Source organism: Hyphomonas pacifica, assembly GCF_000682675.1.
Lineage (GTDB): Bacteria > Pseudomonadota > Alphaproteobacteria > Caulobacterales > Hyphomonadaceae > Hyphomonas > Hyphomonas pacifica.
In genome coordinates this window covers 59,067-70,869 of the sequence record NZ_AWFA01000045.1, presented here as the reverse complement: position 1 = coordinate 70,869, position 11,803 = coordinate 59,067, and the positions used below count along the sequence as shown (strand labels likewise).

Below are 11,803 nucleotides of genomic sequence, written 5' to 3'. Positions count from 1 at the left end.
TGCCTCGGTTTTCCCTATTCAAGCAGGGTCTTATAGACGCCGAGCGTCGCCGCCTGAAGCCCCCGCTTGGAGAAATGCTTGCGAACATGCAGTTGGCCGGCCCGTCCCATGCCGCTGCGGGCCTCTTCTCCTATGGAAATCAAGGCGCGGATGGCCCCGGCCAGCGACTGCGCATTGCCCGGCTCGACCCGGGCTCCGGTTTCACCCTCGATCACGGTTTCCCGTCCGCCGCCATGATCCGTCACCACGACCGGGCGGCACATGGCAGACGCCTCTGCGGCCACGCGGCCAAAGGCTTCCGGGCGGATGGACGGTGCCAACACAATGTCGCTCGCCATGTAGGCCGCGGGCATATCGGTGATGTGTTCTGACATGATCACGCCCCGGTCCAGCCCATTGGCGACTACGGCCTCTTCCAGACGCGTGACATAATTCTTGCGGCCCTGCGCATCCCCGGCCAGCACGAGCACCAGCTTTTCGCGCTCTTCCGGGGCCAGCAAACCCAGCGCCTCGATCGCGACCAGTTGGCCCTTCCATTCCGTCAAACGGCCCGGCAGCAGCAGAACGAGGCGATTGTCGTTCTCCAGCCCCATGGACTGACGGATCGCGGTTACACGCGACGGCGCAACGGCAATCGGGTGAAACACCTCCAGATCCACGCCGCGCGGAATGGTGACGATCTTCTCGTCCGGCACGCCATGCTCTGCCTTCACATGTTCGGCAATCCATTGCGAATTGGCGATCACGATGTCGCCCTTCGCCATCACCGAATTGTATTTTTTCTTGAGGGAAGATTTTCCGGAATACGCACCATGATAGGTCGTCACGAACGGCACACCCATGGCGCGGGCGGCGTTATAGGCACTCCAAGCCGGCGCGCGGGAGCGGGCATGCACCAGGTCCACCCCTTCCCGCTCGATCAGACGCTTCAGCTTGCCCTCATTCAGTTTCAGCGTGATCGGGTTCTTGGTCTTGGCATCCATGCGGAAGAGTTCGCCGCCAAGCGATTCAAACTCCTTCTCCAGCCGTCCACCCTTGCTCGCCAGCAAGGCCCGCCCGCCAGCACTAATAACAGCTTCGGTGACTTCCACCACGGTGCGCTCAACCCCGCCCGCAGACAGTTCGGGGGCCACCTGAAGAATGGTCTTTCCGGTCAGATCCGGGAATTCGTCCACAGCGCGCTACCTCCCACTCGCTTGACAGGCGAGAGAGATGGAGGAACGGGAGAGGAATGACAACGACCTATTTCACCTCCCCTGAAGGACGCCGCCTCGCCTACCGGGTGTCGTCCCCGTCTCGTTCGGACCTGACCTTTGTCTGGCTGTCCGGTTTCAAATCCGACATGAGCGGCACAAAAGTGACCGAGTTGGAGAACTGGGCCAGCGCAGAGGGCCATGGCTTCCTGGCGTTCGATTATTCCGGCCACGGCGAATCCGATGGCGCATTTGAAGATGGCACGATTTCCGCCTGGCGCGAAGATGCACTCGCAGCCATTGACGCGCACACGTCCGGGCCGCTGATCCTTGTCGGCTCCAGCATGGGCAGCTGGATGGCGCTGCTGTCAGCCCTTGCCCGTCGCGAGCGTATTGCCGGTCTCGTCCTGATTGCACCCGCACCGGACTTTACCGAAAAGCTGATGTGGCCGGAATTTTCCGCAGAGGCGCAGGCAGAGATCCTGGACAAGGGATTCACGCTGCGCCCGTCCGATTATGGTGCCCCCTACACAATCACCCGCGCGCTCATCGAAGATGGCCGGAACTGGCAAATCCTGGACGAACCGATTGATCTGGGTGTGCCGGTCCGCATCCTTCAGGGGATGCAGGATGCCGATGTGCCATGGCGGCACGCCGAGCGCCTTGTCGAGGCCATCACCAGCGAGGATCTCGTCTTTACCCTGATCAAGGATGGCGACCATCGCCTCTCCCGCCCGCAGGATATCGCACGCCTGAAAGCAACCTGTGCCGACATAGCCGACGTCGCCCGCTGAAACTGGCAGACATTTCCGGTATTTAATCGGAACAAGGCATGGGCCTCACCCATTGATTGTGTGATGGACGGGATGATCCTGTCCGCCGCGTTCCCCCCCAAAGGGTTGCAGCGCGGGTAACACGAAGCAAGGAGGCATATTCCATGTCAAACCAACGCGCTGAAGGTCGTAAACTCGCAATTCTGGCTGCGGACGGATTTGAACAGATCGAACTGACATCTCCGAAAGAAGCCATCGAAGCCGCAGGCGGAGAAACAAAGATCGTCTCCATTGAAAAAGGCTTCATCCACGCGAACAAGCACCGTGAGCATGGCGACAGCTTCCATGTCGACATGTCCCTGGAAGAGGCAAAGGCAGATGATTTCGACGCCCTGCTGATCCCCGGCGGTTTGTTCAGCCCGGACACCCTGCGCACAAATGACCGTGCGAAAGACTTCGTCTCAAAATTCTTTGAACAGAAGAAACCTGTCTTCGCCATTTGTCACGGCCCACAGGTCCTGATCTCTGCCAATCTGGTGAACGGACGCGAAGTCACCGGTTTCCCGGCCATCCAGCAGGATCTGCGCAATGCTGGCGGTAAAGTGAAAGACCAGTCAGTGGTCGTTGATGGTGGCCTTGTCACCTCGCGCTCTCCGGATGACCTCGGAGACTTCAACGCCAAGATTGTTGAGGAAATCTGTGAAGGCAAGCACGCTCGTCAACGCGAGTCTGTCACCGCCTGATATCGCGACCGATAACAATACCCCTCTATACCTGCCCCTTCCGAACACGGAGGGGGCTTTTTTATGAGGCACTCTCTTCTGCCTTCAGCACGGCTTTTAGCCCTTCGCGATAGGTGCGGTAAGCTGGCTGCCAGCCAAGCGCAGACTTTGCCCGCGCATTGGAGACCCGCTTGCACTCGGCATAGAAGCTGCGCGCCATGGGGCTGAGATCAGCTTCGTTAAAAGGCACTTCAGGCGGCGGCGCAATGCCCAGCAACTCAGCCGCATAGGCCGTGACATCCTGCGGCGGGGCGGGCGCGTCATCACACAGATGAAACACGCCGCTGATCTGCGGACGCAACATCAGGGCCTCAAGGCCAGACGCAATGTCATCAACATGCACGCGGGAGAAAACCTGTCCCGGTTTCACTGTGCGGGTGGCCTTGCCTTTGCGCAGCTTGTTGAAAGGTGAGCGGCCTGGCCCGTATATGCCTGGAAGGCGAACGCTGCGCAGCGCCCCATCTGTTGCCTCCAGCCACTGCTGTTCGGCCTTTACCCGCGCCGTTGCCCTGTCAGAACCCGGATTGACGGGGCTCCACTCCATGGCCCAGCCGCCATTCAGGTCTCCATAAACCCCGGTAGTCGACAGATATGTTACCGATGCGGCCGTTGCCTCGACATAGCTGGCAGCCCGTGCAGCGGGGCAACCATCAGAGTCGGGAGGCAGCGTCACCAGCCAGTGCGCCCGTTCCGGAATATCCGGCCGCCCCTCCCCAGCCCAGACTTGCGCGGCGATGCCCTCAGCCTTTAGTTTCTCGGCTTTTTCAGCCGTTCGCACAGTGCCATGCACCTGCCAGCCCTGCGGTTTCAGGCGCTCAGCCAGCTGCAACGCGCTATAGCCAAGTCCGAAGACAAAAAGCAGAGATGGCTGATCTGTCATTTGCGCTGGCCTTTCCGCTCGGGTCTAAGACCAGTCATATAGTCTTCGGAGCCCATGATCCATGTCCCTCCTTGCCCTGGCCACAGCCTCGCTCTTCCTGTCGCAAAGCGCGACGGCCCGTCTCGACAATCGCGAAGCTGAACGTCTCGAAGCCTGTGTGGCCAAGATCGAGGTGGACGCTGAAGAGGCCTATGAAGACGGCCTCGCCTGGACCTATCAGGGTAACCGACCCGGCGCGCGCCAGTGCACGGCCCTCGCCCTGATCGCCCTTGGCCGCGCGGATGAAGGCGCCGCCCGCCTGGAAAGTCTGGCCAATGCCACCGATGGCGGCACGCTGGAACAACGCGCTGAATATCTGACACAAGCCGGCAATGCCTGGCTGCAGGCTGGCGCGCCGGAAGCGGCCGAACTGACGCTGACCAATGCGCTGAAACTGAAACCGAATGTGCCGGACCTGCTGATCGACCGGGCAAGCGCCTATCTGATGCAGGAAAAATGGGCCGAGGCCGAAGCCGATCTTGACAAGGCCATCTCGCTGAAGCCTGGCCTTGCGGCGGCGTACCAGTTCCGCGCCGAAGCGCGCCTGAACCTGGACAAGCTGGACCCGGCCATGGCCGATGTGGAAGCGGCCATGGCGGCAGATCCGGAGAATATCGACACACTGGTATTGCGCGGTCGTGTTCGGGAAGCCAAGCGCCTGTCAGAGGTGCAGGTGCTTAGCCCCGAAATTATCGACTGATCAGGCCGAATAGCGGTTCTGCAATGTCTTCCAGATCGCGCGCAGACCGCAGGCGGCAGCGCCTTCCGGGCGACCATACTTGCCAAGACGCCACGCCCAGACATCAAGATGCGTCCAGCTAGGCGCATCCACGAATTGCTTCAGGAACAGCGCTGCCGTGATGGAGCCTGCAAACCGGCCGCCGGAATTGACGAGGTCTGCGATCGGGCTTTGCAGGTCTGCCAGGTACGGGTCCCATAGCGGCATGCGCCAGACCGGATCGCCGGAAACTTGAGAGCCCGCCTCAATCGCCTCCGCCATGGTTTCGTCATCGGTGTAGTAAGGCGCAAGATCCGGCCCCAAAGCGACACGCGCTGCGCCGGTCAACGTGGCGAAATCGATCAGAACGTCCGGTTTTTCCTCGCACGCACGCGTCAGCGCATCGGCCAGGATGAGACGGCCCTCGGCATCTGTATTGTCAATTTCGACGGTCAGGCCCTTGCGGCTTGTCAGCACGTCACCCGGCCGGAAGGAATCCCCCGCCACCGCATTCTCGACCGATGGCACGTACAGCTTCAGGTGCACCGGCAGATTGGCGCTCATGATCAGCTGCGCCAGCGCGATGACATGGGCAGAGCCGCCCATATCCTTCTTCATGATCCGCATGCCGGAACCGGGCTTCAGATCCAGGCCGCCGGAGTCAAACGTCACACCCTTGCCCACTAGCGCGATGCGCGTATTGGACGGGTCGCCCCATTCCAGCTCCATGAAGCGCGGGGCATAGGTTGCGGCGCGACCGACGGCATGCACCATGGGGTAATTCTCTGTCAGCAGATCATCTCCGACAATGGTCGTCAGCTTCGCACCGAACTTGTCGGCAATTTCGGCAATAGCGCCTTCGACATGCTGCGGGCCCATATCCTGAGCGGGCGTGTTGACCAGATCGCGCAACAGGGCGCAGGCATCAGCCTCACGGCTGAGCGCGTCGGCATCCTCGCCTTCCGGGATAAGCAGTCGGGGCGGCTTGGCCCTGTCTTTCAGGTAGCGGTCAAAACGGTACGCGCCGTCTGCCCAGCCTGCGACCACCTGTTCAAATGGCAGGCCACCCGCCTCGGCAATTCTGTAGGTTCCCTTGGGCAGCTTGCCTGACAGGGTCGCGACGGCCAGGGCATCCTCTCCCTTGCCCAGACCGAACAAAACCTTTGCCAGCGTGCCCCCTTCCCCGGGGATCATCGCCACCTGTCCGGCCGAGGCCGTAAAACCGAGCGCCTTGGCTGTCGCCCGCGCGGATGGGAACGGATCGTTCTCCAGATTTTTGAAGGCGGCAGATGTGTAGAGGAAGACGTCAACGGCGCCCGTGGGGTCGGCGGTGAAACTCTTATGCATTCAAACAGGCCTTTCAGCGGCGAGAGTTAATGGAATCTGCCGGGGCGTTAACCGATCCTTGACGCCATGCCGCCAGAGTCCCTTGTGGCTATAACTGATACAAACCCGGAGCCTGTCCATGTCCAGAGCCAAAACGTCACTGGCTGCACTCGCTGTCGTGCTGAGCGCCTGCACGACAAGTCCGGACCCGACCGATCAGGCAGAGCAGGACTATGCCCGCGCGGTGGAAGCCGCGCTGCAGCCAGCGACACCGGAAGAAGTCGCGGCCGCTAACCGGGCCGACCCGCTGACCAAGGCAAATTTCTGGGCCAAGGAACATTCCAAGGACCCAGATAATCTGGAAAAGGCGTTGACCTTTGCCAACGCGCTGCGTGGGATCGGCTCTGATGAACGCGCGATTGAAGTTCTGTCACAGGTTCTGGTCGTGCATCCCGGTGATCCCGACCTGCTGATTGCGCTGGGCAAAGCCCTGTCTGCGCAGAACGATCTTGTGGCCTCTGCCCGCGCCTTTGAGCAGGCGACCCGCACCGCGCCTGAGCGTGCCGAAGCCTGGGCTGCGTTAGGTACATCGCTGGACAAGCTGGACCGTCACAAGGATGCACAGCTGGCCTATACGCAAGCCCTGGTGCTGGCACCGACCCGCACCTCTACCCTGACCAATTACGGCCTGTCCCTGGCGCTCAGCGGAGACCTGAAAGGCGCAGAAGAAAAGCTGCGTCTGGCCGCAGCTCAGCCGGACGCCGACCTGCGCGTTACGGAAAACCTTGCCCTCATTCTGGGGCTTCAGGGCAAGTATGACGAAATGGCCGAGATCAGCAGCCGCCATGCCCCGCAAGGCGTGGTGGAGCAAAACACGAAACTGCTTCAGGACATGATCCAGCCGGTCCGCTCATGGGACGCGCTGGAAACGGAGCTTCCAGCCGCCAAGACTGCTGCACCGCCCGTTCAAAAGTCCAAGCCCAAATCGTCTGCGCCGCCGGTTGCCACGAGCAAGCCCGAAGAGACCCCACCGGAGGCCAGCTCAACAGGTCTACGCCTGCGCCGGTCCGGCGACTAGACTTTCGCAATCAATACGCAGCAAATCAGGATTGGCGGGTGACAGGCGCTGGCGCTTCATCGCTCAGCTGTGATTTCTTGAAGGTGAGATAGGCCGGTCCCAGCACCACAAGGAACAGAACCGGCAGGAAGAACAGGATCATCGGCACGGTCAGCTGGGCTGGCAGTGCGGCAGCCTTCTTCTCGGCCTGCGCCATGCGCATGTCGCGGTTTTCCTTGGCCATGACGCGCAGCGCATCGCCCAGCGGCGTGCCGTAACGCTCTGCCTGTCCAAGCGCCATACAGACGGCTTTCACGCCTTCATGTCCTGTCCGTTTGGCAAGGTTTTCATAGGCTTGGCGACGTTCCGGCAGATAGGCCAATTCCGCCACGGTGAGGCCGAACTCTTCGGCCAGTTCCGGCGAGGCCGAGCCGATTTCCTGGCTGACCTTTGAAAAGCCTACTTCAATCGACATGCCAGACTCCACGCAGATAAGCAGCATGTCCAGCGCATCCGGAAAGGCGCGCATAATCGATTTCTGGCGCTTCTGGGCCAGGTTGGAGACGTAGAGATTGGGCGCATAGAATCCCGCCGCTGCGCCAAATAGCAGCGAGCCATAGCGCATCGGGCCCTGCAAGCCGTGATCATTCACATAGAAGATGTAGAGAAACATCAGGAACGCGCCGACAAAAGGCATCGTCATCCGTGCGAAATAGAAGGCTGACAGCGGCCCCGGTCCGCGCAGACCGGCCCGACTCAATGTCGCGGCAACATTCGGGTCTTCCAGCGCCTTGGCCAGGTTCAGCTTGGAAGAGATATTGCCAACCATGGAGTCGTCGGTCCGGCGCAGGCCGCGACTTTCCAGGGCCGCCCTGTTCTGCTTGCGCAGCTTCTCGCGCTGTTCCGTCACCGCCTTGAGGCGCGTTTCGAGTTTATCCGTCTTCAGATAGGGCAACATGATGGACAGGACTGTGCCGAACACAGCCAGCGCCACCAGAATTGACGCCACCGCCTCAGGGCGGGCCAGCGAAACAAGTGTATTGTACATCACGCCCCCTCCCCTACATATCGAAATTGATCATTTTGCGCATCGTCAGAATACCGATTGTCATCAGCACGACACCGATGGCAATAAAGAGGTGCCCGGTCTCTTCCGTAAACAGCAAGGTGATGTAGGCCGGAGTTGTCAGGTAGACGAGAAAGCCGACCACGAATGGCAGTGACCCGATAATCATGGCAGAGGCCTTGGCCTCTGAAGACATAGCCTTCACCTTCTCTCGCATCATTTTCCGGGACCGGATCACGTTTGAAAGATTGTTCAGAGCTTCCGACAAGTTGCCACCGGCCTTTGACTGGATCAACAGCACGATGACAAAGAAGTTCACTTCCTGCAGCGGCACGCGCTTGTAGAAACTGTTGAGTGAGCGCTCCATGCCAGCGCCCATAGCCAGATTGTCTGCCAGAATGGCAAATTCCGAGCGCAGCGGCTCCGGGCTTTCTCTGGCAATAATCCGTACACACTCATTCAATGGCAGTCCTGACTTAACGCCCCGCACAATGATGTCCAGCGCATCAGCGAACTGGTTGAGCATCTTCTTGTTGCGACGTGCAGTGAGTGAGTTGATCATGAAGCGCGGGAAGCCGAACATGCCGGCAAAGAAGGCTCCAGCCACAATGGCTGGCTGGCTCTTGAAGACAATCCCGCTGATCGTCAGGCCATCAAAGCCGGTGAGATAGAGAAAGCCCCCGCAGAAAACACCGGCCACCAGCGAGAACAGCCAGAACATGGAGGGAGAAATATCAAGGCCGGCCTGTGTTAGTCTTGTCTTCAGATCCTGTGGCCGGATGGACTTGCGACGTTCCTGATCCTGCTTGCGCAGCTTGTCCAGCATCTCTTGGGTCTTCTGGCGGCGCTTGGCATTCTCATCCAGGATACGCGTTTCGCGGCCCTTGCCATTTATAGTCTGTCCAGACCCGATGGCCCTTACACGCTTGCGCGCAGCCTCGTTCTTTTCAGAGGTCATGGCAACACCGATGCCGGCAATCGCCAGAAAGGCCAGCGCGGCTACCATGTAGATGATCATGTCACCCTGCATGCCCTAACTCCCCACAGCATCCAGCGCAGCGGCCAGTTCCCGTTCCATGTTATAATAGGATGCGCGCTCCCAGAAACGCGGGCGCCCAACGCCTGTACCCCGGTGAGACCCCAGGACACGGCCATTTTCGTCTTCGCCTTCGATTTCGTATTTCAGCACATCCTGAAGCACGATCGTGTCCCCTTCCAGACCCATCACCTCTGTGATGTTCATGATACGGCGAGAGCCATCCCGCAGGCGGGACGCCTGTACGACAACATCAATCGAACCTACAATCATTTCACGGATCGTCCTGGCAGGCAGAGAGAAGCCGCCCATCGTGATCATGGATTCCACACGGGACAGTGCTTCGCGTGGACTGTTGGCGTGCAGGGTTCCCATAGAGCCATCATGGCCGGTGTTCATGGCCTGCAAGAGGTCGAACGCCTCCGGGCCACGCACTTCACCCACAATGATCCGTTCAGGGCGCATACGCAGACAGTTCTTCACGAGGTCACGCATCGTAACCTCACCGGAGCCTTCAATGTTCGGCGGGCGGGTTTCGAGGCGCACAACATGCGGCTGCTGCAACTGAAGCTCTGCGGAGTCTTCGCAGGTGATAACGCGCTCGGTCGGATCAATGAAGCCCGTCAGACAGTTCAGCAGTGTTGTCTTGCCGGAGCCCGTACCACCGGAGATCAGCACATTACACCGCGCGTGACCGATAATGCGGAGAATCTCCGCCCCCGGCTCGGAGATGGAGCCGAAGTTTACAAGGTCTTGCAGCTTCAGTTTGTCTTTCTTGAACTTACGAATGGTCAACGTCGGTCCGTCAATCGCCAGCGGCGGGGCAATGACGTTGACCCGTGATCCATCCAGAAGACGCGCGTCACAGATTGGCGAGGAATCATCCACACGGCGGCCAACCTGGCTCACTATCCGCTGACAGATGTTCATCAACTGGGCATTGTCCCGGAAGCGGACATTCGTCCGCTCGATCTTGCCATTGACCTCGATATAGGTCGTATCGGCACCGTTCACCATGATATCGGCAATGTCATCACGCGCGAGCAGAGGCTCCAGCGGGCCATAGCCAAGCACATCGTTACAAATATCATCAAGCAGTTGCTCCTGCTCGGAAATCGACATCACAACATTCTTGATGCTGATAATTTCGACAACAATATCGCGAATCTCTTCCCGAGCGCTCTCTGCGTCGAGCTGCGCCAGCTGTGACAGGTCGATCGTATCAATCAGCGCGTTGAAGATGGTTGTCTTGGTGGCGTAATACTGTTCCGATTGCTGGTTAACCTGACGCACGGGCTCCGGCTTTGGCTCCGCAGGCTTAATCTGAACAGGCTTTGCCTGTGCGGATGGCGGTTTTGGTGCGCCCTTTACCGCAACGGGGGTTGGCGTCTTGGGTTTCTGCGACTGAGGACGCGGCACGGCAACGGGCGCAGCCTTCGGCTTCGACGCCACAGGCACCGCCTCAGGTATGCTGGATGCTGATCGTTTGCCGAAGGCCATTCCACGCTCCCTGAGGGCTATTTGCCAAACAGTTTCTTGAAGAAGGATTTCCCGACCGGCTGAATCGTTCGGCCAGACATGACGCATGCCAGATCATCAATAGCCTGAGAGGATTTAGAGGTCGCGTCCGTCTCGGAAATCATCTGCCCATTATTGGCAGCCGTGCCGAACAGTTCAGGTTCAAACGGAAGAATGATTTCGGGCTCGACGCCAATAGCCGCAGCAAAGTCCTTGACCGGAATTTCCGGACGCTTGGGCACACCGCTCATGTTCAGAACGAGACGGGGCGGATTATCATTCGGCCGCTTCGCTTTCAGCTGGTCGATGAAGTTCTTGCCATTCCGCAGAGAGGCAAGATCCGGCTGACAAACAATGATAACTTCATCCGAGGCCACCAGCGTATCCAACATCCAGGCAGACCATATATGCGGCAGGTCCAGAACCACATAGGGCACATTCCGGCGCACGACATCAATCACCATGGAATAGGACTCGTCGGGAATATCCATGATCTGGTTGATCGTCGCAGGTGCGGTGAACAGGGACAAACGCTCGGTCGGCTTGGCCAGCAGGCGCTCAACCACCGCATCATCGGCGCGCTCCGGTGCTAGCAAGGCATCGGCAACCGTCTGCGGTGTCTCCTGATTGAAATCCAGAGCTGTCGTACCAAATGAAAGATCCAGATCAACCAGCGTGGTATTGACCTTCACATTCTCTGCCAACGCCCAAGCCAGATTGTGGGCAATAGTGGAGGCCCCTACCCCGCCCTTGGCACCAACCACGGAAATCTGCTTGCCAACAAAAGGTGCATCCGGGTTATGAAACAACTCGCCGATGGAACGGATGATCTGAAGCGGCTCGAAAGGTGGCACCAGATATTCGCTGACACCGCGCGCAATCAACTGACGGTACAGCATGATGTCATTGACACTGCCGATAACCATGACCTTCACGTTTTCATCACAATGTTCGGCCAACTGATCGATTTCCCGCAGCACCTGGCTCGCTGAATCAGAGGACTCGATCAGAAGAAGATTTGGCGTCGGGTTCTGGCTCATATAGGCGATGGCTGCCGGAATGCCGCCAGAGATGGATTCCACAGTGGCGCGCCCCATGCGACGGTCATGGGCGCAGGTTTCCATCAACTGACGCGTCTCGTCACGCTCGTAGAACAGCTTGATCGAAATGGCGGGCAGCATGCTGTCACCGCCGACATGCTCAGATACGCCATACCCGAAAGCATCATTATCCGCAGGCGGAGCGGCAGCTTGCGCTACAGGCTCTACAGTCACCTCTACAGGCGTTTCTACTGAGGGACGCACCAGATCCGCCAGCGGGTCTTCTGCAAAGACATCCTCGAAGTCCGGATCAATCTCGTCGTCGAAAAGGGCTTTTTCATGTGGCATGTTCAGCTCAATCCTCTCTCACCCGAG

11 protein-coding genes are annotated in these 11,803 nt (G+C 59.2%); 4 read left to right on the top strand and 7 right to left on the bottom strand.

What is annotated here, in order from left to right; translation table 11 throughout:
* Nucleotides 1–14: 14 nt before the first annotated feature.
* Entirely contained in the window at nt 15–1,175 is a 1,161-nt protein-coding gene (locus HY2_RS12940) for a glycosyltransferase family 4 protein (protein WP_051595008.1), read from the bottom strand.
* A 56-nt stretch (nt 1,176–1,231) separates the two neighbouring features.
* Here HY2_RS12940 and HY2_RS12935 point away from each other — a divergent pair, with 56 nt between their 5' ends.
* Together HY2_RS12935 and HY2_RS12930 are read left to right on the top strand one after the other, a co-directional pair.
* On the top strand, nt 1,232–1,987 hold the full coding sequence (locus tag HY2_RS12935; RefSeq protein WP_034828267.1) for an alpha/beta fold hydrolase: 756 nt from the start codon (nt 1,232–1,234) through the stop codon (nt 1,985–1,987).
* A 143-nt stretch (nt 1,988–2,130) separates the two neighbouring features.
* Entirely contained in the window at nt 2,131–2,709 is a 579-nt protein-coding gene (locus HY2_RS12930) for a type 1 glutamine amidotransferase domain-containing protein (RefSeq protein WP_034828265.1), read from the top strand.
* Nucleotides 2,710–2,770: 61 nt separating this feature from the next.
* Here the strand turns inward: HY2_RS12930 and HY2_RS12925 are convergent, their stop codons facing one another.
* Nucleotides 2,771–3,628: an SDR family oxidoreductase gene (locus HY2_RS12925; RefSeq protein ID WP_034828263.1), complete on the bottom strand. Its 858-nt coding sequence runs from the start codon at nt 3,626–3,628 to the stop codon at nt 2,771–2,773.
* A gap of 61 nt (nt 3,629–3,689) precedes the next feature.
* Here HY2_RS12925 and HY2_RS12920 point away from each other — a divergent pair, with 61 nt between their 5' ends.
* Nucleotides 3,690–4,367: a tetratricopeptide repeat protein gene (locus HY2_RS12920; protein WP_051595007.1), complete on the top strand. Its 678-nt coding sequence runs from the start codon at nt 3,690–3,692 to the stop codon at nt 4,365–4,367.
* Here HY2_RS12920 and HY2_RS12915 read toward each other — a convergent pair whose 3' ends face one another.
* Complete coding sequence (locus HY2_RS12915) at nt 4,368–5,732, bottom strand: leucyl aminopeptidase family protein (RefSeq protein WP_034828261.1); 1,365 nt, start codon at nt 5,730–5,732, stop codon at nt 4,368–4,370.
* Nucleotides 5,733–5,850: 118 nt separating this feature from the next.
* Between HY2_RS12915 and HY2_RS12910 the strand changes: the two genes are divergently transcribed.
* Nucleotides 5,851–6,789 (top strand): tetratricopeptide repeat protein, encoded by a 939-nt coding sequence (locus HY2_RS12910; protein WP_051595006.1) that lies wholly within the window; start codon nt 5,851–5,853, stop codon nt 6,787–6,789.
* 25 nt (nt 6,790–6,814) lie between these two features.
* Here the strand turns inward: HY2_RS12910 and HY2_RS12905 are convergent, their stop codons facing one another.
* From HY2_RS12905 to HY2_RS12890, 4 genes are read right to left on the bottom strand one after another with little or no spacing between them, the layout of a single operon-like run.
* The gene (locus tag HY2_RS12905) at nt 6,815–7,816 is read right to left on the bottom strand and encodes a type II secretion system F family protein (RefSeq protein WP_034828259.1); all 1,002 of its coding nucleotides are present in this window, start codon (nt 7,814–7,816) and stop codon (nt 6,815–6,817) included.
* A 13-nt stretch (nt 7,817–7,829) separates the two neighbouring features.
* The gene (locus HY2_RS12900; RefSeq protein ID WP_034828257.1) at nt 7,830–8,864 is read right to left on the bottom strand and encodes a type II secretion system F family protein; all 1,035 of its coding nucleotides are present in this window, start codon (nt 8,862–8,864) and stop codon (nt 7,830–7,832) included.
* Between the two features lie 3 nt (nt 8,865–8,867).
* Nucleotides 8,868–10,370, bottom strand: coding sequence for a TadA family conjugal transfer-associated ATPase (locus tag HY2_RS12895; RefSeq protein WP_034828255.1), 1,503 nt, complete (start codon nt 10,368–10,370; stop codon nt 8,868–8,870).
* 17 nt (nt 10,371–10,387) lie between these two features.
* Nucleotides 10,388–11,776, bottom strand: a complete 1,389-nt coding sequence (locus HY2_RS12890; protein WP_034828254.1) for a CpaE/TadZ family protein — start codon at nt 11,774–11,776, stop codon at nt 10,388–10,390.
* Nucleotides 11,777–11,803 lie beyond the last annotated feature (27 nt).